This is a genomic window from Variovorax sp. OK605, assembly GCF_900115445.1.
GTDB lineage: Bacteria > Pseudomonadota > Gammaproteobacteria > Burkholderiales > Burkholderiaceae_C > Variovorax.
This window is the reverse complement of record NZ_FOWL01000031.1, coordinates 1-26,742: the sequence shown is the minus strand read 5'-3', so window position 1 is coordinate 26,742 and position 26,742 is coordinate 1. Positions and strand designations below refer to the sequence as shown.

The following is a 26,742-nucleotide window of genomic DNA, read 5'->3' as shown; positions in this document are numbered from 1 at the left end:
GGCATCGCCGGCGGCGGACAAGGCCGGGCCTTGGGACAGGGGAAGAACGAACGGATGCGCCCTCCGGCCGGGGCGCCGGGCGCGGGTCAGCGTTGCAGGTTGGCGCGCTCCTCGTCCGTCAGTTGCCGGCTCGCCGAAGGCGGCAGGCTGCCGCCACCGCCCAGCACGCGGATCACGCTGCGCGGGTTGTAGCTGGCCGGCGTGGCCGAGGCCTTGCCGTCGTCGGCACCACCGGCACCGCCACCTCCACTGCCACCTCCACTGCCACCGGTTGGCTCGTTGCCGAAGCCCAGCACGCGCACCGTGAACACCGAAGGCAGCGCCTGGCGCTGCGCGGCGCGTTCGCGCTGCACCGCGTCCTGCGCCGCGGTGGCGGCCTGCGCGGCGGCGGCGCTGGCGTTGGTGAGCGCACCCACGTTCACCGACGCGATCACCGGCACCCCCGCCGACTGTCCCTTCACCTGGATGTTGGCCGCGTTCACCACCTGCAGCGCCGCCACGTTCACGTTGCCCGACACGCGGATGCCCGCTTCGCCCGCGTCGATGGTGCCCAGCGGCGCGATCAGGTCCACGTCGCCCGGCGGCACCTCGGCAATGGGCGCCAGCGTGGCAATGCCCGCGCCCGAGCTCGGTGCCTGCGGCGAGATCTCGACGTTGCCGACGTTGTCGTACACCAGCTTGGGCGGCGTGAACAGCACGGTCGTCTTCGAGCCGCGGCCGGCATTGATGTCGCCCTTCACCGACCACGCGAAGATGTCGCCGCCGAAGGTTGTCATGATGCGCGACAGGCCCAGCAGCAGGCTGCCTTCGCTGAACAGGCGGATGTCGCCCTGCCCCTGCGTCATCACGCCCGAGGTGGCCGGCGGCACCGCGCCCTGCACGCCCAGGATGATCTTGCCGCCCGGCGCCAGCATCTCGATGTCGCCGCCGAAATCGGTGCGCACACCGGAGCCGCCGAACATCGTGATGTCGCCGCCGCGCGCCACCGGGTGGCCGGCCGCATCCCTGTCGGGGAACAGCGTGGCGATCATCTCGCGCCCGCGCAGGTACGAACCCGTGCGGCTGCTGTCGGAGTTGGTGTACTCGCGGCCGCCTTCGCGCAGTTCGGCGTAGTACACCTCGCGCAGGAAGATGCGTTGCTGCTCGGGCGCCAGCGCGTCGAAGGTCGCCAGCGCCTGCGCGGTGGTGCCGCTGAAGCCGTAGCGCGCCTTCAGCCACGCGCCGAGTTCCGCCTCGTAGGTCTTCACGGCCTTGCCCGGCTGGCTGGCCAGGGACGCGCCGGCCTCGGCGCGGTTCGCCGGATCGAGGTAGCGCGTGCGGATCGCCGACATGTCCAGGGCCGACGCGCCCACGCCGGCCATCAGCGCAACCGAAGCACCCGGGCGGGTGTCGCCCGCAACGATCGGGCCGATGGAGGTGATGCCGCCGCGGTCTTCCTGCAGCAGGTTGCGGCCCGCCGAGACTTCGAGCGTGCCGGGGCCGGCAATGTCGAAGTTGGCGTAGAGGATGTCGCGGCCGGCGGAGACGACGGAGACATCGGTGGCGTTGCCGTGGACGATCAGGTTGCCGCGCAGCCGGCCCCCGAGTTCCTGGGAGCTCACGGTCGAGCCGCCCGGTGCGACGCCGGTGTTGACGATGTCCCGGCCCGCCATCACGCGGACCGGCGCGGCGGCGTTGTACCAGGTGTTCTCGCCGCGTGCGATGACCTCGCCCGTCTTCAACCCGATGATGTCGCCGCCCGCGGCATAGAAGCGCACGGGCGGTGCATCGCCCGCGCGGTCCAGCGGCACCGCCGCCGTGTTCGGGCCGAACGCGAAGAGCGTGGGGATGAGCGTGGGCTGGTCGACGGGCCCGGAGATCGCCGGGCCGTCGCTCGCGGCATTGGTCACAAGCACCTTGCCGGCGCCATGGGCCTGGCCGGCGAATGCGGGGTTGAACGGCGTGGGCAACGGCGTGCCCATGCCGGACATGCCGACCGAATACTGGCCCGCGTGGATGGACCCGCCCGCAAGCATCTCCAGCTCACCGGTGGCCGACGGCGCGAGCGTCAGGCCGTAGCTGATCATGTCGGGGTTGCCCACGGCGAGCGGCAGCGCCGCGTAGCCGTAGTACAGGCTCCCCGTCAGGGCCGCGGCCCGGAAGATGGAGGGGTAGACGATCCATGCGTCCCTCGAGGTGGTGCGCAACTGGCTGTTGTCGCCGGCCGCCATGGTGGGCGTCAGGTGGCCGCCGGCAGAGGTCAGATTGATGGCGCTGCGGTCGGTCCAGAGGCTGAACCACCCCTGCCCCCCCGAGCCGGGCGCCTGGCCATCGAACGAGAAGGCCGAACTGTTCGGCGTGCCGCTGCGCCCCGGATCGGACGCGCCGCCGAGCACCAGGTCGCCGCGCGTCTGCAGGTAGATCGCCGTGTCGCCCGGCACGAGGTTGATGCCGCCCCTGGCGTTGGCATAGCTCGCCGCGAACGGATCGATGCCCCGTGCGTCGACCGGGTCGGAAAACTTGAAGGTGCCCGACAGGTACTGCAGGCCCAGGCTGCCGATGGATGCGGCGCTGACCTCGGTGGCGCCGCGCAGGTTTGCAACGGCGCCGGTAAGGGCGAGCTTCTCCGAACCTGTGCTCAGGTTGCGGTTGGGGTTGAGCGCGCCGGCAACGCGCATGTCGATGTCGCCGCCACCGGTCAGCGTGAGCGTGCCGTCGGCACCGACGCGGCCGGTGCCGGCCACCGCGACCACCAGGCCTTCGCTGCGGTCCGTCGGGTTTGCCCCGCTGCTCTGGCCGCTGCGCAATCCGATCGTTCCCGCCTCGCCGCCCACGCGAATGCGCACGTCGCCGCCGCCCAGCGTTCCGATGCCCGTGAAGCCGGTGAGGTCCGGCGCCTTCCGGTTGCTTCGCTCTGTCGTGGCCGTGTAGGCACCGAAGTTGATCCACCACGACGTGGGGATCGCCTGGTCGATGGCGGCCGTGCCCGAGCCCTGCCGCCACAGCCAGTTGCCCGGCAACACGCTCGACAGCTCGTTGCCCGCCAGGTCGCCCACCAGGTTGCCGCCGGCCGAGATCAGCACGTTGCCCCCCTGGTCGGGATACCAGGCGCGGTAGGTCGCCAGGGCGGCGCCGTAGTCGAGCAACTCGGACTGCGGGCCGATCGGCGAACCGCTGGCGTCCTTGCCGCGCGGCCGGTTGTACGCCGCGTCGACCGCCGTTGCCGAGCCGGCGGTGTACACGCCGTAGAGCGAATCCATGCGGATGTCGCCGGCGGCGAGCATCTCGAGATCGCCGGTGCCGGTTCGAAGCACGCTGAACGCCGGCGCGGCAAGTTGACTGCCCGTGACGCTGGGCGGGCCGGACGTCTCCACGCAGTAGGACGGATCGAAGACGCAAACCCACATTTCGGACGCCGGCACTTCGTCGCCCTCGACATAGTCGCCCATTTCGTTCGCGGTCGGCCCCCAGGTAATGACCGTGTTCCTGCCAATGATGTAGTCCCTGACCGCGTGCGTGTCCCCCAGCCGGATGGCCGCGGTCGAAGCCGGGTTCAGCGCGCGCCGGTCCGCCGAACCCAGATCGGCGCCCGCCACCAGTTGCACGTCCCACGACGTGGCGCCTTCGCCGAGCATCGGCGCCACCGCCCAGTTGCGCCCCTGCACGCCGTTCACCGAAGGCCGCAGGTCGATGGGCTGGTCGCCCGGAAGTTCGATCGTTGTCGTCGACGGAATCAGCGATCCGCGCGCGAGAACGGTCTGGCCGGTGGTGGTCATGCCCACCGGCAGCGCCACGCCCTTGGGCCAGGTCAGCGCGCCCACGCCCACCGGCGCGCGCAACGCCGTTCCGGCGCCCAGCCGCATGCCGGCACCCAGCGCGGTGGCGGTTCGCAGCACCGTGCCGGCCGCATAGGCCACCGACCCGTCGGCGTTGTAGATGTTGGCGGCGACCACCGTGCCCGCCGAGAGATTCAGCGTGCCGGTGAGCACGGCGTCCACCGGCAGCACAGTGCCCGCGGGCAGCGTCATCGCCGCCACGTTCACGCTGTAGTTGAGGGTCGATCCAGCAGCGAAGACCGTTCCGGTGTCGAGCACCACGTTGTCGATCGGCACCACGATGTCGCCGCCGAATGCGGCCCGTCCCCCCTCCGTCAGCACCCAGCCGTTGTCGTCCAGCGTCGCCGGAGGCGGCGCAAAGCCGTCGTTGATGCTGCCGTGGACGTTGAGCCCGCCGGCCGCGCGGATCACCAGCCGGCCCGGTTCGCCGTAGCCGCGCCGCGCCGGATCGCTGCGGTCGGCGCCGGGTCCGTAGCGATGGCCCGAAAGGTCCAGGTCGCCGTCGATGGTGAGGTCGCCATGGGGGTTGTTCACGCGGTCGCTGACGATCTCCACGCCGGGGCGCAGGTGGTAGCCGCCCAGGCCCGCCAGCCGGCTGCTCAGTGCCGTGTTGCCGAGTGCCGCGTTGATGAAGGCCTGGCTGTCGCCGTCGATGCGGTCGAGCATGCCCTGCGTGATGAGCTGCGGCCGGTAGCCCGACACGTCGGGCAGGGCTGCCAGCGGTGCATCGTCGTAGCTGCGGAAGGCATTCACCGCGACGGTCTTCGCGCCCTGGATCGACGGCGTGCCGTTGACGGTGACCGCCACGTCGTCCGTGCCGATGCGCGGCGCATTCAGGTCGAGCGTGCCGCGCGAGCGGCCATCGTTCTGGCCGCGCCCGGCGCCCACGGCCACGCCGGTGCCGGCGCGCAGGTCGATGCGCGCCCCGCCGCCCAGCGTCAGCATGCCTTCGCTGCTGGTGAGGTCCACGACAGCCCGGTTGGGGCTGTCGATGATCTTGCCGTAGCTGTCCACGCGCAGGCCCGTGGCGTGCGCGTCGAGCGTGCCGTCGATCGTGAGGTCGCCCTTGGCCGCAAGGCGGATCGTGCCGACCTGGAAGCCGCTGGCGTCGATGCGCCCGTCCACGCGCAGGTTGCCGCCATCGACGGCAATGGACACCTCGCGGGCCTTCACGCCATCGCCCACCACCAGGTCGCCCTGCTTGACCTGGAAGCGGCGCGCACCGAACACGCCGCCTTCGTTCAACCGGCGGTTGAGGTCGGCGAAATCGCCCAGCGTCTGCGCGCGCACGGTGAGCTCGCCCGCGTCGTAGGGCACCACCGTGCCGCCCGCGTCGTAGGTGCCGCTGCTGCTGCCTCGAATGGCGCCCAGCAGTTCGACGCGCCCCGCATCCGCGCCCAGTGCCGCGCCCAGTGCCGTGGCCTCGACCGTGCCGCCGCGATTGAAGCGCGCCGACACATCGATCACCGAGCCCGCGGCCTGCGTGATGCTGCCCGCCGCGCTGGTCAGCACGAAGTCGCCGCCCCAGCTGTACTTGTCGACGTCGAACAGCGACACCTTGCGGCCCGACAGGTCGATGCGCGATGCGGCGCCGAGCACGATGCCGTCGGTTGCCGCGAGCACCAGCCGCCCGGAGGGCAGCACGATGCTGCCCTCCAGGCCGACGCTCTTCCCCCTCAGTTCCAGTGTGGCGCCCAGTGCGTCGCCAGCGTCCGTCGAACCGCCTGCCGGCGCGGCCACGGTGATGGCGCCGCCCGCGGTGATCACGTTCTTCGAACCCGCCTGCCCCGTCAGCAGCGGCGACGTGATCACGAGGTTGCCGCCTTCGTACGCATACCCTTCGCCCGGCGTGTACGCGCCCTGGCGTTGATACACCGAGAGCGTGCTGCCGCCGTTGGAAGTCACGCGCTCGGAGGCCGTGAGCTTCACCTCGGCAAAGCCCAGCGCGAGCCGCGCATCGGTCTGCGTGCCGTCGGCCTGCGCGTACGGGCCGTGGCCCAGCACGATCGAGCGCGCCGCGATGTCGAGCGTGCCGCCGCCCGGCAGCCCGGCGACCGCGGCGCCGGGCGCGCCTTCGGCACCGGTCCAGACGAACTCGCCGGCGCGGATCGCCACCACGTCGCCCGCCGCGCCGTAGCCGTAGATCGCGGGCGTGCCCAGCACCAGCCGGTCGAGGCTCGACGCATCGAGCTTCACGGCGCCGTAGGTGTTCACGGCATCCCGCGCATTCAGCGTCAGCGTCTCCAGCGCGGGAGCGCCGGTGGCGGTGTTGCCTGCCAGCAGCTGGTCCAGCTTGGCCTGGTTGAGCACCAGCCCGCTCGGCAGCTGCCCGGCGGCCCTTGCGGCGGCAATGCCGGCGTCCTCGCCCAGGTTGACCGCGGCCAGCGCCAGCGAGAGGTTGCGCGTTCCGTAGGAGACGTTGTCGGCCAGGGTCAGCGCGCCCCCGGTCGCGATCGCCAGCGTGCCCCCCGACACCAGCCGGGTCGCTGCGTTGCAGGCCGCGCTCACGCAACTGCCGATATCGATGGCAACCGTTCCGGACCCTTGCCCCACGGCAGGTTGCGCGAGAAGAAGGTTGAACCAGCCGTTGGACAGCGCGACCACCCCGGTGCCGACGAACACATAGCCGTCGTTCGAACCATAGCTCGCCGCCCCCCTGCCGATGGTGCTGAGCGATGCCCCTTCCTCGACGGTGATGCGGCCATCCGCGATGGGAGAAGGCGCGCCCGCGAGGATGAGCTCGCCCGCCGACAGGCTGGCGCCGCTGCGCACGATCAGGCTGCCGGCGCTCACGATCTCGACAATCCGGCCGCGCTGGCCATAGGTGGGGCCCAGCGTGCCGTTGAGCACCAGGCGCGACCCACCCAGCTTGTTCAATTCGCTGTCGTGGACCGAGGCCCCCGCCAGCGTCTCGTCGGCCGCCCGCCCCGCGGCGAGAACCTCGCCGAGGTTGCGCACGCTCACCGTCCCGCCGAAGCCCGCGCTGGCGGGCTGCGCACCCAGGCGCAGTTCGCCGTCGAACTTCAGCGCGGTCCGGTCCGCGTCCTCCGCGGACGGCCTGGACAGCATGATGTCCAGCGTCTTCGCGTCCGACGTGAGCGCCGCGCGCAGGAAGCCGCGCCGCGCCGCGTCCGCCAGCACGAAGGCGTTGTAGCCGGTCTCGTTGTAGCTCGAATAGCTGCGCACCTTGTCGCCCGGCGTGATGACGACCTGGTTGGGCAGCGCCTCGCGGATCGACGTGTTGGCAACGCCCAGGTAGCCACCCGCAACATAGGAGCCGTTGCCCACGCTCGTGACACCCGCCAGGCCGATGCGGTCGGCCGCGCCGATCTCCACCCGGAAGGCGCCCGGCAGCAGGCTGTAGCTCGAGGGCATCAGCGTGTAGGTGCCGGCAGGCAGGCCGGGCACGCCCGCGGGCACGGTGATCTGCTGGCCGATGCCCGGCGTGCCGAAGCCCGCGTCGGGCGCCACCGGCGCGTGGCTGGCCGCGCTGCCGGGCACGATGGCATAGACGGCATTGCCGGCGCGGCTGAAGCCGTTGGCGGGATTCACGTTGGCCAGGGCCGTGGCGAGCACGTCGACCGAGCCGCCGCGCCCGCTCACGAAGCCCGCGCCCGCCAGCGTGCCGCCGCCCGACAGGTCGAGCACCGAGCCCGATTGCGCGTCCAGGTGGCGCGTGTTCACCTTGACGCCACTGTCCAGGTCGCCCACGCCCTTGAGCACCACCGGCTGGCCGTTGTACAGGTAGCTCAGGCCGTCGACCGTGCCGCCGTAGGGCATGAGCAAGCCTTCGCCGCTCACCGAGGTGATGCTGCCGGGCAGCAGCGTCACGCGGTTCGTCGCAGCCGTGACGGGATCGACTTCCGTACCAAGGGTCAGCCGTCCCAGGGGCGCCCGCACGATGCCGCCCTGCTCGATGGTCTCGGCGCCGAGGTTGATGCTGCCGAAGGCCGAATAGGGCAACGCGACATCGCCTTCGCCGTAGCGGTGGATCGACAGAACGCTGCCTGGAACGTAGCCGCTGCCGCGCTTGTAGCCGGCCGTGATGGTGTTGGCCGTTCCGGTCCCCGGGTAGATCTGCGCGGCGGTCAGGCGGATGTTGCCGGCTGTCAGCACGCCGCCCTTGAGCAGGCGCATGTCGCCCCGGCTCGTCAGATCGACGGTTTCGAACCCGCGCCGGTCCACCGTGTAACCCTCGATGCCCAGGTTGACCTCGGCGTGGGTGCCGAAGCCGGCGGCGTCGCGGACATCGACCAGGTCCGCCAGCACCGAGAACGTCCCGTCGCCCGGCTGGTTGGACGGGCCGTTGTCCCAATGGGCCATCGCCATGACCTGTGCGTCGCCCGCGGCCCTGCGCGTCGCGCCGGCCAGGCGCACATAGGGCGCGGACAGCGACACCGTCGAGCCGGCCGCCGTGTTCTCGCCGTGCGCGTAGGTGCCTGAATACAGCCGCAGGCTCTGGCCCATGTCGAGCGCGACGTTGCCGTCGAAGCCGAGCGCCCCGTCCACCAGCAGCGAAAGATTGCCGAAGCCGCCGGCCTCGATGCGGTCGACGCCGACGCGCGCGGTGCCCGTGAGCATCCCGCGCCTGGCGTGCGCCACGGTCTGCGCCGCCGCCACCGGGCTGTCGCCCTGCGTCTGCGCCAGCACCAGTTCGCGGTGGCGCAGCACGTCGCCGCGGGTGGTCGCCTTCTCATAGATCGGCGATGCGAGCGCGAGCGCGAGCGTGCCGCCCGCGGCGCCTTCGCCGCCGGCCGCCGCACGCAGCGTGCCGTCCAGGTACAGGCCGTGGTTGGACTTGAGCACGATCGAGCCACCGTTGCTGGCCACCGTGAGGGGAGCCGGCGAGCGGCCCGCCGCGTTGCCTGAGGGGTCCAGCGTGGCGCGCGTGCCCGAGGCATCGAGCAGCGCCCCCGGACGGATGACGATGAACGCGTCGGCGGCTTTTGCCTCGCCCGTCGTGTCCCAGTCGAGCGCGCCGCCGATGCTGATCGTGCCGCCGTCGGCCACCTGGCCGTAGGTCCGCCCGAAGATGTCCCGCGCGGTGGCCGCGCGTGCGGCGACATCCAGCACGGCGTGGTCGCCGATCCAGACGAGGCCCGGCGTTGCAAGCGCCGTGGTCTGGGGCCGGTCGATCGCGATCGTGCCGCCCGGTGCGCTGAGCTTGCCCTCGACCGTGACGTCGCGGCCCAGCAAGGTGATCGCCTGGCCGGGGTCGACATCGATCGCAGTGCCTGGCCGGATGTCGATGGGGCCGGTGGACGTCGACGCGGTGCCCGAGCCCGCCGTCGATTGCAAGGTCAGGCTGGCACCGCCGCGCTGGGTGAGCACGCCCTTGACCGGGTCTTCCGTCCAGACGGGCGGCATCCAGAGCGCCAGGCCGGCCGCGGGGTCGCGGCCGGTCGCGACCGTGTTCGATCCGTCGGTGAACCGGTACACGGGCATCCGGACATCGAGCCGCGCGCCGTCGGCCACGATCACGCCGAGGTGGCCGTTCAGGTCGTAGCGCGCAAAGCCCGACTGCAGCACGGCCGCGTCGATAGCGGTGTTGGGCCGGGTGGCCATGTCCTGCCGGAAGACGGAGCCGGCGGCCACCTGGGTGCCGCTTGCGAGCGTGAAGTCCACCGGTGCGGCCTGGCCGGCGGCGACCGTCAGGACTTGAGGGGTGACGGGAATCCCGTTCGGGAACACGTTCGCCGGCACGCTGTAGCCCAGCGGGAACGCAAAGGTGTTGGTGATTCCGATCAACGTGGAGCCTGCCGGCAAGGTCGGGATGATTGCCCCGGCCGCCGCCCGGCCGATGTCGAAGAACCGAGTCGCGCCGTTGACGATGGCTTGCAAGGTGTAAGCGCCGGTACCGGCCAATGCTTCGGGCGGTTTCCAGTCGGCCGCCAGGACCACGGCGTTTGCCGGAGCGTTGCCGAAGACCGGCGCCGCCCCCACGGCCTCGCCCGGCCGCGCCTGCGTGCGTTCGTACGTGTAGTCCACCGCCAGGAGATCCCCGGCCCGGACCTGGTAGTCCTGCAGCAGGATCAGGTCGAAGGGCGCGCGCTCGCCCGCATTCAGCAAGCCGCCCGTGCCGCGCACCTGGCCGCCGACCACGAGGCCCCCGCCCGATATCAGCTTGAGCGTGCCGCCGCCGTTGACGCCGTCGCCGCGGATGTCGCCGTCGACCGTGAGCAGGCCGTGCGTGGTCGATTGCCCGAGCGTCATGTCCGCGCCCAGCGTCACGTCGCCGCCGCGCCCGCCGCGCGTCTTGCCGTTGACCAGCACCGCGCCGCCCGAAGAAACATCGACCGATGTGCCGGCCGAGAGCGTCACCGCACCCGCGCTGCGGACGTCGATACGGCCGCCGTCAAGGTACGGCAGGCCCAGGCCGTTGCCCGGATCGAGCTGCAGGTTGGTCCACAGCCCCCGCGCATCGAGCGTCGCGTCCTTGGCGATGACGACTTCGCCGGGCTTCTCGGCGCTCGGCGCCGGAAAGAGCACGGGCGTGAGGCCCGCGCGCATCAGCGGCGCCGCGGCATTGCCCACAACGATGGCGCCGCCGCGCGCGGTGAGGTCCGCGTTCACGGCGACCTGGGTCGCGAACAGTTCGATGCTGCCGCCCGGCGACACCGCAAGGCCGCTGTCGACCGTCACGCTCTCGTTCGCCAGGGCCGTGATCGCGCCGAGGCCGAAGCCGCTCAGGCGCTTGCTGTTGATGTACAGGATGTCCTTGCGCGCTTGCGGCAGCACGCCGTCCGGCGTCAGCCCCGCGCCAAGATCCGGTTGCGTGTCGTCGAACACGATGCGCTCGAATGTGGGTGCGAGCATGCGAAAGGCGCCCACCGGCAGTGGCCCGGCCTGCGGGTTGTAGCCGGTCGTGTAGCTGCCGAGCACCAGTTGCGCGGCCTGGGCCGCCGCGTTGTGCGACTGGGCATAGCCGTCGAGCGCGGCGTCGCCCTTCACTGCCTGGCGCGGCCCCTGGTACGCGGTGGCGGTGATGTCGCCTTCCAGCACCGCGGCGCCGGTCGACACCACCAGCCGGCCCGCGTCGCGGCCCACGGTGTAGCCGTTTTCGAGCCGGCTCTGCGCTCCGATCAGCGGGTTGTAGAAGTAGCCCGTGGTCTTGTCGCCCCAGCGCTTGTGCGCGTCCTCGAAGCCTTTGTAGAGGCCGGTGTATTCGACGTTGGCCGGTGCGTTCGACACCTCGTAGAGCCGCCCGTCCTTGCCCTTGAGCCAGCTCTGGCGGATGGCGCCGGTCTGCACGTCGAGCGTGCCGCCCGAGAGATTGATGTTCGAGCCCGCCTGCGTCACCAGCTCGCCGCCGCCGAAGACGACGCTGCCGCCCTGCGCGGCCCACTCCCCGATGCCGTGGCCCTGCAGCCCCAGGTAGCCGCCGACTTCGAGCAGGCCGCCTGGCGTATACCAGCGCTCCTTGTCGTAGCCGCCCACGCCGGCGGCCACGCGCACCAGCTTGCGCCGGTCGATCCATACGTTGGCGTTGTTCAGCACCGAGGTGTCGCGGTTCAGCGGTGCGTCGCGCTGCTCGTTGCCCTGGATGTTGATCTGCACGTTGTTCGAGGCCATCGCGATCCGAACGCCCACCGCGCCCGACACGTCGAGCCGCGCGCCGTCGGCCACGGTGCTGCGCCCGGCGAGCTTGCCCGCGCTCACGGCCAGTTGCCCGCCGGTCGCCAGCGTGGTGGAGCCGCCTTCGAACAGCACGTTGCCGCCCGAGACGATCTCGATGCGCGAAAGATCCTGCCGGTCGTTCAGCAGCGAGAGGTTGTCGAACACACCGGCCGCCGCGCGCAGGCTGTTCTGCCTGCCCGATTCGGCGATGGCGGCGTCGCGCTGGCTGTCCAGCGCGGTGCGCCCGCCTCTGTCGTCGAGCAGCACCGCGTTCAACGCGCGCTGCGTGACCGTGACGCTGCCGAGCTTGTCGCTCGCCGAGTTCAGCAGGTGGATGGTGCCGCGCGTGTCCACCGTGGTGGTGGCCAGCGCCACGCCGTCCTGCACCACCTTGCGCCCGGCCAGCGTGATGTCGCCCTCGGGTGCCTGAAGCAGGCCGGTGTTGAGCACGTGCCCCGCCGTGCTGTCGGGGACGAACTGGGGGGACACCTCGTTGCCGCGCGTGGTCGAGGCCTGGTTGGCTGCCGTGCCCTGGCCGGGGCGCACGATGAAGAAGTCGCCCGCGGCCATCTGCACCTGCCCGCGCGGCGCCGTGACGGTGCCCGCGTTGCTCACCTCCTGGCCCATCAGCAGCACGTAGCCGCCGCCCTGCTTGACGGAGGCGGGCGTGCGGGTCGTGAGCTGCGCGCCCGCCTCCACCCGCACGGCGCCGGCCGCGTCGGTGAAGCTCGGCGCATGGCTGTCGCCGGTCTTCGCGCTGTGGATGCCGCGCGCCTTGAACTGCTCGTCGCCGATGCGCGCGGCGGCCGCCACCAGGTTGCGCGTGTCGGTCTGGCTGCTGCCGCTGAAGACGATGCCGTTGCGGTTGGCGATGAGCACCGTGCCGTCGGCCTTGATCTGTCCCTGGATCTGCGAAGGCCGCGCCTGCGGATCGTTCACGCGGTTGAGCGCCGCCCAGTCGGCCTGCTGCCTGAATTCGACCGTGGTGTTGCGACCGACGTTGAAGGTCTCCCAGTTCAGGATGGCCTTGTCACCGGTCTGCTGGATCGCCACGTTCGTGCGCCCGTCGGCCTGCTGCGACTGCACCGGTGCGTTGGCATTGGCCCAGCCGGCCGTGAGGCTGTGGGTGTCGATCCGCAGGCCGCCTTCGGCCAGGCCGTCGGGCACGGAAGACGGGTTCTTCAGCGCGGCCTCGCGCGCCGCCGCCTGTGCGGCCTGCTGCGCGGCAATGGCCTGCGCGGCCAGGGCCAGGTTGCCGATCGAACGCTGCAGCTGCTCGTTCGCCTGCTGTTGCTGCTGCGCCGGGTTCGTGAGGCTCGACGCCGGCATGCCGTTCGGCAGCCGGCCGGTTTGCACGGCACCAGCCTGCGCAGCCCCTTTGCTGGCGAACCATGCGGGGCTGAAGGCTTGCGCCGCCTGGGCCGTGTGCGCGGGCGCCAGGGCGCCGAGCGCGGCGAGCGCCACGGCCACCGCGCGCGAAAGCGGCGTCATTCGGAGATCGCCGCCGGCAGCGGACTCGCGGGGTTCCAGCGTGGAACGGCGCGAACGGGTGGTGTACGGGTTCAAGACCATGAGTGCCTGCGGCGGAGTTGCGAGGAGGACGAGATGTCCGGTGCGGCACCTGTTGCGGCGCTGCGATCGAAGAACCGGATGTCGCCGGCGGCGCTGGCGATCGATGGGCGGCTGGCCGCGCCGCGGCGTCGCCTGCGCTGCAACGGCGCGCGTGCGGCCGGCAACAGCAGCCCCCACAACGCCAGGGCCTCGCGCCAGGCCCGCGCATGCGATGCGCTGCGCGCGCACCAGCCCTGGAGCGCGAGAACATCGGTCTCGCTCGCGCGAAGGCGGTTCAGGCGCACGATCCAGTCCAGCGCCTCGCCCAGGCAGGCGTCGTCGCTGCGCGCGGTGCGCGGCCGGTCGTCATGAGGCATCGGTTCCATACCTCCATGACGAGCCTGCGCGGCCCAACCCGTAAATTATTCGAGCGGCGTCAGCTCAGCACCACGATGCCGCCCGGCAGGCTGCGCAGCCGTGCGCCGTACAGCTCGCGAATCATCACGGGCGCGTTGTCGATGCTGCGCAGGTTCAGCCGCATCCGCACCAGCGTGCGGCCCAGCGTGTCGTTGCGCAGGAAGACCTTGCCGGGCCGGTAGCGGTTGATCTCGTCGATCACCTCCGACAGCGGCATGCGGTCGAACGACAGCACGCCCGTTCGCCACGTGCTCACGCTGGCCTCGTCCGCCCGCACCACCTCGCGCAGGCCTTGCTGGTCATAGGTCACCTGCCGCCCTGCTTCGAGCGAACGCTGTTCGCCGTTCGCCGACACCGTCACACGGCCGTCCAGGCAGGTCACGCAGACCTGCGCGCCGGTGTGGCGGATGTTGAAGCGCGCGGCACGGGCCAGCAGGCGGCCGCCGCCGGACTCGACGAGGAAGTCGCTCGCACCGTTCGCCGCGACCTCGGCCTCGCCCGTCACCAGCGCAATGCCGTGCGGGTTCGCGCCCGCGCCGATGCGGTTGATGAGCGTCTGCGTGTTCATGCGCACGCTGACGCCCTGCGCGAGCGCCAGCTGCCGCTGCTCCCCGGTGGCGGTGCGGTAGTCCGCCGTCAGCTCGCCGACCGAAGGCCACAGCCCCAATGGCGGATCGACGGCGACCACGCCCGCAACCACCGAGGCCGCGACCGCACCGCCAAGAAAGGCCCGGCGCCCCGGGGAGTGCAAGGCCGCCGAGAGGCCCGACCAGGTACCGGACAAGGCGCGGAACCAGGGGAATGCGCGGGCGCGCGATGCCTGGCGCACGGCTTCCTCGGCGAGCAGCGGATCGAGGGCGGACCACGTCCGCATGACCTCGCGCCAGGCCTGCGCATGCGCCGTGCTGTGGGTCGCCCATTGGCGAAACGCATCCGCGTCGGCGCGGGTGGCCTGGCCCGAGTGCAGGCGCACCCACCAGGCTTGGGCCTGGCGTTGAAGCACGGACTCGGGTTTGGAGGAAGACATGACGCTCATCAGTATTTTCTGGCACCGGCGAAGTGGCCGCGCTGCGCGGCCTCCACGTCGGGCAAATGCTTCTTGCAGTATTCGAGCGCGGCGCGCAGCTCTTTCTCGACCGTGCTCAGCGACACCCCGAGCCGTTGCGCGATCTCGTCGTTGAGCTGGCCCTCGACGCGCGCGGCCACCAGGATCGCCCGGCGCCGCTCGGGCATGCGCCCGAGCACGAGGCTCAGCGCCTGCACATCGCTGCGCGCGCTGGCAATGCGCTCGGGGTCGCTCGCTTCGTCCACGATGTGCAGCAGGTCGTCGATCTCGCCGCGCACCAGCAGCACGTTGTCCTGCCGGTAGCGGTCGGTGGCGATGTTCGCGGCCATGCGCAGCAGGTAGGCGTCGGCGTTGTTCACCGTGCCGCCGTCGTTCGCCGTGGAACTCATCGCGGAAAGCCGCAGCCAGGTTTCCTGCATGGCATCGGCCGCGTCGTCGCGCGAGCCGACGATGCGCTCGAGCTTGCCGCGCAACTCGACATAGCGCGCGACCATGCGCGCGCGCAACGTGGACGACATGCCTTCGCTCATGGCATGCGTCCGTTCGCGTCGGCGCCCGCCTGCGCACAGTCGGACCATGCACCCGGCCCTTCCGGCAGCAGCAGGACGACCATCGGCTGCGGCAGCGACGGCGGCGGCGGGCTGCCGACGGACAGGCCCCGCAACCGGATCTGTATGGCCGCGTCGCGGTCGGACACGCCGGTCGTGCTCAACAGGCGAAGGCGGTCCACCACGCCGCGCGTGTCCACGTGCAGCTGCATTGCCAGGCGGTAGCTGCCCGGACGCGTCTGCGTCGAGGCGCACAGGGTGCCGTTCAAGGCCCGCTGGACCAGGGCGGCATAGGACTGATGCAAGACTTCCCCTTCTTTGAACCCCGACTCCTCCATGCCCTCGGCGTCGGGCGGCAGCGGCAACGAGGCCGTGCCGCCGGCCGTGCGCGATGCGCGGATCACCACCGACGTCGCGCTCGCATGGCGCGCCTCCAACCCCGTGCCGGCCAGCATGGCCTCCAGTGCCTCCATGGCACTGAACGTGCCGCGCACCGCTGCCGACAGCCGTTGTGCGTGAGCGCCGTCGATCAGGATGTCCAGCCCCGTCGCCTTGCTGTAGGCGGCGATGGCATCGCCCAGGCGCTGCGCGGCAATGTCGAATTCGATGCCCGCCGCGGACGTCGCCACCGCGACCGGCGCCGGCCGTTGCGCCAGCGCGGCGAACGGCATGGCACCGCCGCCAAGGCACCATGCCAGTGCCAGGACACCGACCGATGCCGTCTTCGCTCTCATACCGGGTGGGCGCACATGCTCCTGGGTTGCGGCGTTCGCCGCCCGGCAGGCGGGGTACATCGGCAAATCCGGCCCACGTTAGCTCTGGGCGGTGACGCTTGCATGACATCGGAAAACCGGCTGCTGCCGTCGCATTCCGGCCGTCGATCGCGTGCGCATGGGAAAGCCCCGAGGTCCGGAATGCGCCGGGGCGCAGCCAGTGGTCTCGGGGCTTTTCCACGACCGCCAGCACCTTGCTGTCGCGGTCGCGGTCGCGCAAGGACATGCGCCAGGACGCGATCAGTTGCTCACCGGACGGCCGATGCCGTTGCAGACGTTGGTGTTGCCGATGCCCAGGGCGGCGGTCGTGCTCAGGAACGTGGTCTGGATGGCGGACTTCCAGTTGGCGTTGGAGCCAGCGACGCCGGTGCCGTCAGGCAGCGCAACGAAGCCGTGCGAGGCGACGAGCGGGCTCGGCACATAAAGGCGGGCCAGGAAGTTGCGGACCTTGGTGGTGATCGCCGGGTCCTTGTAGCACTGGTTCACCAGCAGGTTGGTGGTGCCGAAGATCGGGTAGCTGGCACCGGTGCCGGAGACCGGCGGCTTCACATAGGCCGGAACCCAGGCGAGCGGGTCGGTCGACGCACCGCCCAGGGGCAGCGTCTGGCTGGCAAGCGCCGTCTTGATCGAGGAGGCAACCGGCGCGAAGCCGTTCACCGTCGCGACGAGCGTGGCGTTGGTCGGGTTGAACGCCACATCCGGGCTCAGGTAGCCGATGCGGCCGGCCGTGGTGAACGAGGTCGCCATGACGCCATTGCCGTCGACGAACGTCCAGATGGCGTCGGCGGCAGGGTCAGCCGGAGCGGTCGACAGGCGGGGCTGCGGCGTGCCGGCCGGCAGGGCGCCGGCAACCACGGTGCGGAAGTTGTTGGAGAAGACAAAGCCGCTGGTCGGGCAAGCGGCCATGAGGTAGCGGGCCAGCAGCTCGGTGGTGCCGCTGGTTTCGTTGCGGTAGACCACCTGGATCGGCGTGGTGTCGGTGGTGCCGAGCAGTTCACCCCAGGTGCGGCCGCCGCTGGTCTTCGAGAAGACCGCGCACATCTTGGCGTCCGGCAGGTTCAGGCTGGAGATGGCGCTGGTGGTGGAGCTCTTGTAGGGGATCAGCACAGCGGCGCCCACGGCCGGGATCTGGATCAGCGGGCCCCAGGCGGCGGCACCCGTCACCGGAACGCCGGGCGACGATTCGATGTGAGCGAGCTTGTAGGCGTCGCGTTCGGCGGCGGTCAGCACGGAATCGCTGCCGGCGAAATGCACCGACTGGGTCGTCGCCCAGATCGGACGGGCTGCCAGGCTTTCATTGCGGAACTCGCTGCCCACGGTGGCTTGCGCGTTGTTCTGCAGGAAGGCCTTCTTGCCGGCGCCGCTGCCGGTGCCGGTGTAGGTGTAGTTCGTGGAGCCCACGCCGCTGGGCAGCAGGTCCTTGTACAGCGGTTCGGGCAGCGTCGCGCCACCGCCGACAGCGATCTGGGCGGAGGCGGCACCGGCGGCCATCAGGCACGCCATCATCATGGTCGACAGGGCGACCGTCTTGAAATTTGAACGCATGAAAACTCCTTGGAATGGACCAAAAGAAATCAGCTGCCAAGGACCGGCGCGGTGTGTGTTTTCGCCGGTCCCTTCGCTTCCCGTGTCGCCCCTCTGGCGACGCCTTTGATCTTCTTTTCCACAGGTGACAACAGGCGGAAACGAACTCGGGAACACGGTGAGAAATGCTCCCGAACAAAACGCTCAGCGCACCATCTGGTTGATCTCCATGATGGGCATCAGCACGGCCAGCACGATGGCCATCACCACACCGCCCATCGCAAGGATCATCAAGGGTTCCAGCAGCGTGGTGAGGCGCATCGCGCGGCGCTCGAGGTCACGCGAAAGGTTCAGTGCGGCACGCTCGAACATGGCCGCGAGCGCACCCGTCTTCTCGCCGCTGGCCACCAGGTGCACGAGGTTCGACGGAAAGATTCTTTGCGCCTTCAGCGCCGCCGCGAGCGGCGTGCCCTCCTTCACGCGGCCGGTGGCCTCGAGCACGCAGCGCTTGATCCATTCGTTCACCAGCGTCTGGCGCGCGGCCTCCAGCGCGCGCAGCAGCGGCACGCCCGCATCCATGAGGATCGACAGCGTGGACGCGAAGCGCGCGGTGTCCACGCCGAGCGCGAAGCGCCCCGCCAGCGGCAGGCGCAGCACCAGCGCATGCCAGCGCAGCTTGCGGCCCGCGTCGCGCAGCGATGCGCGCGCCAGCGTCCCCGCGCCGGCGACCAGGCCCACGGTGAGCCAGCCCCACTCGCGCACGAAGGCGCTCGCGGCCAGCATCGCGCGCGTGATGGCCGGCAGCTCCTGGCGCGCCTGCGCGAAGGCACCGACCACCTGCGGCACCACGTAGCCCAGCAGGAACACCACGATGCACAGCGACACGAAGCCCACGATGGCCGGATAGATGAAGGCGGTGAGCACCTTGCCGCGCAGGTTGTCGCGGTTCTCCAGGTAGTCGGCCAGCCGCTCCATCACGCGGGCGAGATCGCCCGAGTCTTCACCCGCGCTCACCAGCGCGCGGTAGATCTGCGGAAAGTCGCGCGGGCGTTCGCCCAATGCATCGGCCAGCCGCATGCCCGCGCGCACGCTGTCGCACACCGCGCTCAGCGCATCGGCCACGTGCTTGCGCTCGGCCTGCTCGATGGTGGCGACCAGCGCGGCCTCCAGCGTGAGCCGCGCGCCCAGCAGGCTCGCGAGTTCGCGCGTGGCCCAGCACAGGTCGGCCGCGCCCAGGCGCGGGTTCAGCCAGGCCAGCGCGCCGCCGTCGCCGGCCTGTTCGCGCACCTCCAGCGGCACCAGGCCGCGCTCGCGCAACTGCGCGCGCACCGAACGCGCGGACTCGCCTTCGGCGGTGCCGCGTTGCAGTTCGCCGCCGGCCGTCGCGGCCTCGTATGCGAAGCGTGGCATCTGGAAGCGCTCCGGTCGGGCTCAGGCGTCGCGCGTCACGCGCAGGATTTCTTCGGCCGTGGTCACGCCTTCGCGCACCCAGCGCTGGCCGTCCTCGCGCATGGAGCGCATGCCGCGCCTGGCGGCCGCGGCGCGCATGGCCTGCTCGTCGCCGCCCTCGTGGATGAGCCGGCGCACATCGTCGTGCACCACGAACAGCTCGTGGATGCCGGTGCGCCCCTTGAAGCCCGAATGGCCGCAGGCCGCGCAGCCCACGGCCACGTAAGTCACACCGCCCTCGGGCGTCTCGCGCGGCGCCTTGCAGGCCGGGCACAGGCAGCGCACCAGCCGCTGCGCCAGCACGCCCAGCAGCGACGACGACAGCAGGAAGGGCTCGATGCCCATGTCGGTCATGCGTGTGACGGCCGACACCGCGTCGTTGGTGTGCAGCGAGGCCAGCACGCCGTGGCCGGTGAGCGAGGACTGCACCGCGATCTGCGCGGTCTCCAGGTCGCGGATCTCGCCGATCATGATGTTGTCGGGGTCCTGCCGCAGCGCCGCGCGCAGGGCCGCGCCGAAGGTCATGCCGATCTTGCCGTGCACCGGGATCTGGCCGATGCCGGGCAGGTCGTACTCCACCGGGTCTTCCACCGTGAGGATGTTGCTGGTGCTCATGTCGAGCTGGCTCAATGCGGCGTACAGCGTGGTGGTCTTGCCGCTGCCCGTGGGGCCGGTGACCAGCACGATGCCGTGCGGCTGGCGCACCAGGCGCGTGAGTTCGGCCAGCGTGTCGCTGGCCATGCCCAGGCGCTCGAGCCGCAGGCGGCCCGCGTCTTTCTCCAGCAGGCGCAGCACCGCGCGCTCGCCGTGCGCGGTCGGCACGGTGGACACGCGCACGTCGATCGGCCGGCCGCCCACGCGCAAGGTGATGCGCCCGTCCTGCGGCAGGCGCTTTTCCGCGATGTCGAGCTGCGACATGATCTTGATGCGCGAGATCAGCGCCGCATGCAGCGCGCGGCGCGGCGCCACCACGTCGCGCAGCGTGCCGTCCACGCGGTAGCGCACCACCGAATGCGTCTCGAAGGACTCGAGGTGGATGTCGCTCGCGCCGTCGCGCGCGGCCTGCGCCAGCAGCGCGTTGATCATGCGGATGACGGGCGCGTCGTCCTGCGCGTCGAGCAGGTCGGTGACGGCGGGCATGTCCTGCATCAGGCGGTCGAGGTCGACCTGCTGCTCCACCGCGCCGACCACCGAGGCCGCGTCGCCCGTCTCGGCATAGCTGGCGCCGAGCAGCGCGTCCATCTCCTGCGACGAGACCTGCTTCAGCGGCAGCGCGCCCAGCCGCAGGCGCGCCTCGGCGATGGCCCAGCCCGGCGTGCGTTCGCACACGACGAGGCACGGCACTTCACCCTTGTTGCCCTCATTGCCTTCATTGCCTTCGCTGCGCAGCACAACGCGGTGGGTGCGCGCCCAGGCGTGCGGCAGCGCGGCGGCGTCCGGTGCCACGCCGTTCACGGCGTGACCACCAGCTCGGGCCGGTAGCCGAGTTCGCGCAGCACCGCGATGGCGTTGTCCACCGCCTGCGGGTCGCGCGGAATGTCCGCGCGCACCAGGTTGCCCTCGCCGCCCGGCCCGCCGACGATGTACGCGCCGATGCCGCTGATGCGCACCCGCTTCACGATGCGCACCGCGTCCTGCTCGGCCTGCACGTCGGCGATCTGCACCACCGAAACCTTGTCGTTCATGCCGCCATACAGCGCGGCGGGGTCGGAGTCGACCGTCACGCCCTTGGGCAGCTGCGAGCGCAGCACCGGCGGCGGCGGCGCGGCCGGCATCGGCGCTTGCCGCACTTCGCTGGCCGACGCGGTGGGCGGCGGCGCCTGCTCGCGCGTGCGCTCCCAGTTCTGCGCTCGCAGGTCCACTTCCGCCGCGCCGCCCTGCCGGCCGGCAACGGAGGCGGTCGGCACATCGGCTGGCGGCAACGCAGGCGCGCCCGTGTCGGGCAGCAGGCCATGCGGCACCGGCCGCGCGCGGCCCTGCTGCATGCGCATGAAGTTGTAGCGGTCCAGCGTGAGGCCGCGCCCCGCGTTGGCGTCGCGGATCACGTAGGGCCGCAGGAACACCATCAGGTTGGTCTTCACGCGCTGGCGCTTGTCGTAGCGAAACAGGTTGCCTACCACCGGCAGCGACCCCAGGCCCGGCACGGCCTCGGTGCCGTTGGCCACGCTGTCTTCCATCAGGCCGCCGAGCACCATGATCTGCCCGTCGTCCACCAGGATGCTGGTGTCCAGCGCGCGCTTGTTGGTCACGATGCCGGCCGCGCCCGAGGTCTGCTCGTCGATGCTCGACACCTCCTGGTAGATGTCGAGCTTGACCGTGCCGCCCTCGGAGATCTGCGGGCGGATGTTGAGCTTCAGCCCGATGTCCTCGCGCTGGATGGTCTGGAACGGGTTGGTGCTGCTGTTGCCGTTGGTGACGTACTGGCCGCTCACGAAGGGCACGGTCTTTCCCACCATGATCGAGGCGGCCTCGTTGTCCAGCGTGAGGATGTTGGGCGTCGACAGGATGTTGGCGCCGTCTTTCGCCTGCAGCGCGCGCGCCAGCAGCTTGAGGTTGAGGATCTCGCCCACGCCCGGCAGGTTGACCGTGCCGTCGACGATGCCGATGTTCAGCCCGCGCGGCATCGCCTCGATGGTGTTGCGCGCGTTCGCATTGAGCGAGGCGGCGCCGAAGTTGGTGCCGCCGCGCACGCCGCGCCCGTTGCCGCCGCCGGCCATCCACTGGATGCCCAGCTCCGATGCGTCGCGCTCGGTCACCTCGACGATCAGGCTCTCCACCAGCACCTGCGCGCGCCGCTGGTCGAGCGTGTCGATCACGCGGCGCAGGCTGCGGTACATGGGCTCGGGCGCCGCGATGATCAGCGTGTTGGTGGTGGCGTCGGCCTGCACCGTCACGCCGCCGGCCGAGAAGGCCGCGGCGTTGCCCGTGCCGCCCGCCGATGCGCCGTTGCCGCCCGCGCGCAACGCACCGCCGCGCAGGCTGCTGCCCGAGCTGGCGCCGCCGCCGGTGCTGGTCGTCGCGCCGGTGCTGCCGGCGGCGCCGTTCGCGCCACCGCCTGCGTTCGTGCCCCCTGCACCGCCTGCACCGCCTGCGCCGCCGAGCATCCCGCCCGCACCCAGCGCCGCGCGCACCGAGCTGCCGCCCGCGCCCGAAGCGTCCGGCGACTCGCCCGTCAGCAGCCCGCGCAACACGCCCGCCAGATGCACCGCCTGCGCATTGCGCAGGTACACCACGTGCAGGTTGCCGGGGTCGCTCTGCGCGTTCTCCAGCTTGGCCACCAGCTCGCGCGCGAGCGCGGTGCGCCCCGGGCTGCTGGAGCGGATCACGATGCTGTTGGAGCGCGGATCGGCCAGCACCACGATGTCGCGGCGGCCCTTGTCGCCCGTGCCTTCGAGCAGCTCGTTGGCCAGCCCGGCGATGTCCACGGCCACGCCGTTGCGCAGCTTGACGACTTCCGCGTCGAGCGAGGTCGGCGTGTCGATGCTCTCGACGATGCGCGCCAGCCGCTCGAGGTTGTCGACGTAGTCGGTCACCACCAGCGTGTTGTTGGCCGGGTAGGCGGCGATGCTGTTCTCGGCCGCGATCAGCGGCTTGAGCACCGGCACCATCGCCTCGGCGTTCTCGTAGTTCAGGCGGAAGGTGCGCGTGGCCAGGCCCCCGCCGGCGCTGCGCGCGTTGACCGCGCCGCCCTGCTGCCGCGCGTCGGCCACGGGCACCACGCGGCTCACCTCGCCCACGTCGACGATCGCGAAGCCGCGCATGCGCAGCGCCGTCGCGAGCATGCCGTAGGCCGTGGCGGCGGACACCTCGCCTTCGGAGACCAGCGTGACCTGGCCCTTCACGCGCGGGTCGAACAGGAAGTTGCGGCCCAGGAAGCGGGCCAGCGCGGAGACCACCGAGGTGATGTCGGCATCGACGAAATTGAGCACCACCCGCTCGTCCCTGCCGCTGCGGGCGGCTTGTGCCGGCGTGGCGGGCGTTGCAGGTGCAGCGGCCGCCAGGCTTGCCAGCCCCGTCAGCCCCGTCAGCGCGACGCTGCACGCCAGGGTCCATCGGCGCATCGCTGCGCCCTGTCGATCTCGTCTCACGGGCCATCCTTGTAGAGAGGGGTGGACTGCAGGTCCACGACGCCGCGCACGCGGCCTGGCGCTTGCGCGCCGCTTGTTTCGGGGGCGTCCGCGCGGTCGATCGCGATGCCCGTCACCTCGAGGTCGGCGCGCGCGGCAACGTCCAGCAGCCACGGAAAGACCCGCGTGGCCGGCACCGGCTCGCTGAACTCGATGCGCCACGCCTTCGCGGGCGGCGGCTTGCCCGCGCCCGGCGGCGCGTCGGCCACCAGCGTGTCGATACGGTAGAGGCCTTGCAGCCCCGCGCGGTCCAGGCCCGCCTGCGGCGCTTCGCTGGCACTGGCAGTCGCGGGCGCCTGCGCGGCGGGCACGTCCGACAGCAGCCGGTCGAGTTCGGCCGACTGCGCGCGCAACCGGGGCAGCTCGCGCTGCCAGCGCGTCACGCTGTCCAGTGCCGGCCTCGCGAACACCAGCCACGACAGCAGCAAGGCCATGGCGACGACGGCGGCGCCCACGGCCAGCCGGTCGCGCGCGGGCAGCGCCTGCCAACGCGCGGTGGCGTCGTGCAGACCCTTCCACCGCTTGCGCGCGAAGTGAAGGCGGCCGGCGCTCACGGCGTGCCTTTCACGTCGTCGGCCTTGCGGACCTTCGCGGCGTCCACGGCATCCACGGCCGCGATGCTCACGCGCAGGCCCTGCGCATCGGCCTGCACGGCAAGTCCTTGCTCGGCCGCCCGTGCCTGCAGCGCGCGCCGCTCGTCGGCCGCCGGTGCGCCGCCGTCGCGCCAGCGAATGTGCAGTTCACCGGCCGTGTAGCGCAGCCCCTGCACCTGGCCAGCCGGCACCTGCACCTGCACCTGCACCTGCACCTGCACCTGCGCCTGCGCCTGCGCGAGCAGGTTCGCGCCGGCCCGCAGCAGCCCCGCCGCGTCGCCCGCGGCGGCGGGCACGGCGCCGGCCGCGAGCGCTTCTTTCTGCTGCTTCGCCTGCCGCACCGGATCGACGACCACCGGCACCTCGGGAAAGGCCGCCTTCACGCGCGCCGCCATCTGCCGCTTCAACGCCTGGCCCTGCGTGGCGAGTTGCTTCGCATGGAGGTTCAGTCCGGCGAGCCCCACGGCCATGGCCAGCGCGCCCCAGCCGAGCAGCGCGCCGACCGGCACGGCGCGGTGTGCACCGGAGAGCACACCTCCCGCTTCGCTCGCGGGCAGCGACCAGCCCCAGCCTTCGCCGCACCAGCGCTCGGCGGCACCGTCTTCGATCCACCGCAGCGCCGCGGGCGGCGCTGCGCCCTCGGGCAGCCATTGAACGAAGCCATGGTCCTTGCCGGTACGGACCACGAGCCATTGGTCGATGCGGCACGCCGCCGCGCCTTCGGGCACACACGGCAGGAAGGCGGCGGGCAGGTGCAGCGCGCGCACCGGCAGGCCGTGCGCGCGCAGCAGCGCCTGCCAGCCGCTCACCGCGTCGCGCGCGGCCCACGCGGCGGGCACGGTGCCGTCTTCGGCACGCGGCCCGAAGGCGGTCACGAGCCGGTCCAGCGGCTGCAGCGCGCACGGCTCGATGGCGCCCTGCACGGCCGCGCGCAGGCGCCGCCCCGCCAGCGGCGGCAGCGTGAACGCGGCCATGGGCACGTCGCCCGGATGCAGGCAGGCCTCCAGCCGCTTCGCGCGAAACTTGCGCGCCACGTCGCCCAGCGCCAGCATGCCGCCGTCGCCCCATGTGCCGTCGGGCAGGCGCCAGCCGCAGCGCAGCGCGACGTGCGCGTCCGCACGGCCGGGCCAGGGCGGCAGCTGCAGCCGCAGCAGGCCGGCCTTCAAACCCCCTCCCGCAGCCACACCACGCGCGGCAGCGAGCCCTTGTCGTCATGCAGCAAGGCGCGTTGCACGAAGCGCGTGCGCGCGGTGTCCAGCACGCTCGACACGCGAAACCAGTTGCTGGTGACGCCCATGCGCACTTCGGCGGTGTCCAGGCCCGGCATGCGCAGGCGGTTGGCGAAGTCGCCGCGGTTGACGAACCACTGGCCGCGGTCGCGCGCCGCGAGCAAGGCGCGGGCGTTGTCCAGCGACAGCCCTGCCACGCCAGAGGCGACGACCTCGGCGCTCGCCGTGTTCGCATTGATCCAGGTGCGCTCGGGCAGCACGGTCACGAAGGGGGCGAGCCGCGCGAGCTGTGCGGCATCGACACCGGGCACGGCCAGCAGGTCTTCGAGCGCGCGCAGCCGCGGCGCCTGCGCGGTGCGCGGCAGTTCGGCGGGCAGGCCCATGCTTTCGGCGAGCCTGGCGGCGCGTTCGCGCACCGTGCCGGGCAGCGCGTCGGTGGCCACGACGGGCGCGGCGGGCGCGGTGGGTGCGCTGGCCTCGCTTTGCGCATCGCCCAGGCTCAGCACAACGCGCCGCACGACCGCGCGTGCCGCCGGCTGCGGCACGCCGGCCAGCGCGCACAGCCGCATGAACACCTCGACCTCGGCCGGGTCGAGGTAGCCGCGGTCCGCCAGGTTGCGCAGGTTGAACCTGGCCTGCTCGTCCGCGATCTCGCTGACCAGCCGCCCGCCCTCCACCGCGACCTGCCCGCTGGCCGCGCGCGTGAACGGCTGGTGCCAGGCGCCGTCCAGCCGCGTGGTGGGCTCGCGCACGGCCTCCGCGCGCAGCGTGCGCTGCGCCTGGCCGAGTTCGCCGCGCAGCAGCCAGCGCGCCTGCGCGCGCGCCTGGTCGCCCTGCGTGGTGCGGATGAAGGCCGACTGCCGGCCCAGCAGGCTGGCCGCGAGGATGGCGATCACCGCGACGATGAGCAGCGCGCTCACCACCGCCATGCCCTGCTGGCGCGCGCACGCAGGCCCGTGCCCGTGCGCATGCGCGTGCCCGTGCACATGCCCGTGCACAAGCGCTGGCCCCCCCCTGGCCGGTGTGGTGTGCACGCTCCGCTACCAGGATCCGACGTCGGCATTGGCCTGCTCGCCGCCGGGCTCGCCGTCGGCGCCCAGCGAGAACACGTCGATCTCGCCGTGCGTGCCGGGGTTCAGGTACTGGTAGGCGTTGCCCCAGGGGTCCGAAGGCAGGCGCTCCAGGTAGGTGCGCCAGTTGGCGGGAACCTTGCCCGCCGTGGGCTTGGCCACCAGCGACTGCAGGCCTTGCGTCGAGCTCGGGTAGGCGCCGTTGTCCAGCCGGTAGAGCTTCAGCGCCTGCATGATCGCGGCCACGTCCTGGCGCGCCGCGGTGGCGCGCGCCTGGTCGGGCCGGTCCATCAGGCTGGGCACGATGAGCGCCGCCAGCACGCCGATGATGACCAGCACCACCATCAGCTCGATGAGGGTGAAGCCGCGCGGGCGCACGGGGTGCCGGCGGGCGCGGCAACGGGCTGAACGTGCGGCCATTTCTCCACTCCCCAGAACAGAAGACACAAAGGACATCGAAGGCGGGTCAGTCCGGCGATCGTGGCAGCGGCGCGTGTCAGTCCGATTGAAAATCCTCGGGAGTTCTCGCGCTGCGTCACGAACCGGCGGGCGTCATGCAAGCGTCATGCGCCGCGCCGGTTCGTCCTTCGTTCACTCGGCGAGCAGGCGCTGCTCCTGTGCCGTGAGCCTGGCCTTCTGCGCGCTGGCGAGCTGCCCGCGCCCGAGCACCTGCACCGGGCTGTTCGCGTCGTAGCCGCCGCGCATCTCCGGGCTGCGCGGCCCGGGGGCGCTGCCGCCGTTGTCGCCACCGCCCGCGCCTTCGTTGCCGAAGCCCAGCACACGCACGCTGAACACCGAGGGCAGCGCCTGGCGCTGCGCCGCGCGGTCGCGCTGCAGCACATCCTGCGCGGCCGCCGCCGCCTGCGAGGCCGCCGCGCTCGCGTTGGTCAGCGCCCCCACGTTCACCGCCGCGATCACCGGGATGCCCACCGACTGCCCCTTCACCTGGATGTTCTCCGCGTT

At 71.8% G+C, this 26,742-nt stretch carries 13 protein-coding genes and 1 pseudogene; all 14 read right to left on the bottom strand.

All coding sequences use genetic code 11. The annotated features are described in order from the left end of the window. Positions 1-86 precede the first annotated feature (86 nt). Positions 87-12,923 carry a filamentous haemagglutinin family protein gene (locus BM013_RS39305; protein ID WP_177225703.1) on the bottom strand — a complete coding sequence of 4,279 codons (12,837 nt, stop codon included), beginning with the start codon at positions 12,921-12,923 and terminating at the stop codon, positions 87-89. Between the two features lie 71 nt (positions 12,924-12,994). Beyond that, positions 12,995-13,360 (bottom strand): FecR/PupR family sigma factor regulator, encoded by a 366-nt coding sequence (locus BM013_RS39300; protein ID WP_093136039.1) that lies wholly within the window; start codon positions 13,358-13,360, stop codon positions 12,995-12,997. Between the two features lie 59 nt (positions 13,361-13,419). Continuing rightward, entirely contained in the window at positions 13,420-14,427 is a 1,008-nt protein-coding gene (locus BM013_RS39295) for a FecR family protein (protein ID WP_177225702.1), read from the bottom strand. A gap of 8 nt (positions 14,428-14,435) precedes the next feature. Beyond that, positions 14,436-14,996 carry an RNA polymerase sigma factor gene (locus BM013_RS39290; protein ID WP_093135982.1) on the bottom strand — a complete coding sequence of 187 codons (561 nt, stop codon included), beginning with the start codon at positions 14,994-14,996 and terminating at the stop codon, positions 14,436-14,438. Continuing rightward, a complete protein-coding gene (locus tag BM013_RS39285; RefSeq protein WP_093135980.1) occupies positions 14,993-15,685 on the bottom strand; it encodes an STN domain-containing protein in 693 nt (230 codons plus the stop codon). The genes BM013_RS39290 and BM013_RS39285 overlap by 4 nt, the downstream gene beginning before the upstream one ends. Before the next feature lie 342 nt (positions 15,686-16,027). Next, positions 16,028-17,332 (bottom strand): substrate-binding domain-containing protein, encoded by a 1,305-nt coding sequence (locus tag BM013_RS39280; protein WP_093135978.1) that lies wholly within the window; start codon positions 17,330-17,332, stop codon positions 16,028-16,030. A gap of 183 nt (positions 17,333-17,515) precedes the next feature. Further along, entirely contained in the window at positions 17,516-18,721 is a 1,206-nt protein-coding gene (gene gspF / locus BM013_RS39275) for a type II secretion system inner membrane protein GspF (protein ID WP_093135976.1), read from the bottom strand. A 21-nt stretch (positions 18,722-18,742) separates the two neighbouring features. After that, on the bottom strand, positions 18,743-20,215 hold the full coding sequence (gene gspE / locus BM013_RS39270) for a type II secretion system ATPase GspE (protein WP_218153734.1): 1,473 nt from the start codon (positions 20,213-20,215) through the stop codon (positions 18,743-18,745). Further along, positions 20,212-22,821 carry a type II secretion system secretin GspD gene (gene gspD / locus BM013_RS39265; RefSeq protein WP_093135974.1) on the bottom strand — a complete coding sequence of 870 codons (2,610 nt, stop codon included), beginning with the start codon at positions 22,819-22,821 and terminating at the stop codon, positions 20,212-20,214. Before gspD ends, gspE begins: the two co-directional genes overlap by 4 nt. A gap of 23 nt (positions 22,822-22,844) precedes the next feature. Continuing rightward, on the bottom strand, positions 22,845-23,441 hold the full coding sequence (gene gspM, locus BM013_RS39260) for a type II secretion system protein GspM (RefSeq protein ID WP_177225701.1): 597 nt from the start codon (positions 23,439-23,441) through the stop codon (positions 22,845-22,847). Beyond that, complete coding sequence (gene gspL, locus BM013_RS39255; protein WP_093135970.1) at positions 23,438-24,646, bottom strand: type II secretion system protein GspL; 1,209 nt, start codon at positions 24,644-24,646, stop codon at positions 23,438-23,440. Before gspL ends, gspM begins: the two co-directional genes overlap by 4 nt. Further along, complete coding sequence (gspK, locus tag BM013_RS39250) at positions 24,643-25,638, bottom strand: type II secretion system minor pseudopilin GspK (protein ID WP_093135968.1); 996 nt, start codon at positions 25,636-25,638, stop codon at positions 24,643-24,645. Before gspK ends, gspL begins: the two co-directional genes overlap by 4 nt. A gap of 111 nt (positions 25,639-25,749) precedes the next feature. After that, positions 25,750-26,199 (bottom strand): type II secretion system major pseudopilin GspG, encoded by a 450-nt coding sequence (gene gspG, locus BM013_RS39245; RefSeq protein WP_093135966.1) that lies wholly within the window; start codon positions 26,197-26,199, stop codon positions 25,750-25,752. Positions 26,200-26,370: 171 nt separating this feature from the next. After that, a pseudogene (locus tag BM013_RS41555) lies at positions 26,371-26,742 on the bottom strand (hypothetical protein); the annotation flags it as partial.

What these genes read in the sequence shown, in the direction of transcription:
- BM013_RS39305 (WP_177225703.1), bottom strand. Translation starts at nt 12,923, where the DNA reads ATGACGCCGCTTTCGCGCGCGGTGGCCGTGGCGCTCGCCGCGCTCGGC.
- gspG (WP_093135966.1), bottom strand. Translation starts at nt 26,199, where the DNA reads ATGGCCGCACGTTCAGCCCGTTGCCGCGCCCGCCGGCACCCCGTGCGC.
- gspD (WP_093135974.1), bottom strand. Translation starts at nt 22,821, where the DNA reads ATGCGCCGATGGACCCTGGCGTGCAGCGTCGCGCTGACGGGGCTGACG.
- BM013_RS39295 (WP_177225702.1), bottom strand. Translation starts at nt 14,427, where the DNA reads ATGTCTTCCTCCAAACCCGAGTCCGTGCTTCAACGCCAGGCCCAAGCC.
- BM013_RS39290 (WP_093135982.1), bottom strand. Translation starts at nt 14,996, where the DNA reads ATGAGCGAAGGCATGTCGTCCACGTTGCGCGCGCGCATGGTCGCGCGC.
- BM013_RS39300 (WP_093136039.1), bottom strand. Translation starts at nt 13,360, where the DNA reads ATGCCTCATGACGACCGGCCGCGCACCGCGCGCAGCGACGACGCCTGC.
- BM013_RS39285 (WP_093135980.1), bottom strand. Translation starts at nt 15,685, where the DNA reads ATGCCGTTCGCCGCGCTGGCGCAACGGCCGGCGCCGGTCGCGGTGGCG.
- gspF (WP_093135976.1), bottom strand. Translation starts at nt 18,721, where the DNA reads ATGCCACGCTTCGCATACGAGGCCGCGACGGCCGGCGGCGAACTGCAA.
- BM013_RS39280 (WP_093135978.1), bottom strand. Translation starts at nt 17,332, where the DNA reads ATGCGTTCAAATTTCAAGACGGTCGCCCTGTCGACCATGATGATGGCG.
- gspK (WP_093135968.1), bottom strand. Translation starts at nt 25,638, where the DNA reads ATGGCGGTGGTGAGCGCGCTGCTCATCGTCGCGGTGATCGCCATCCTC.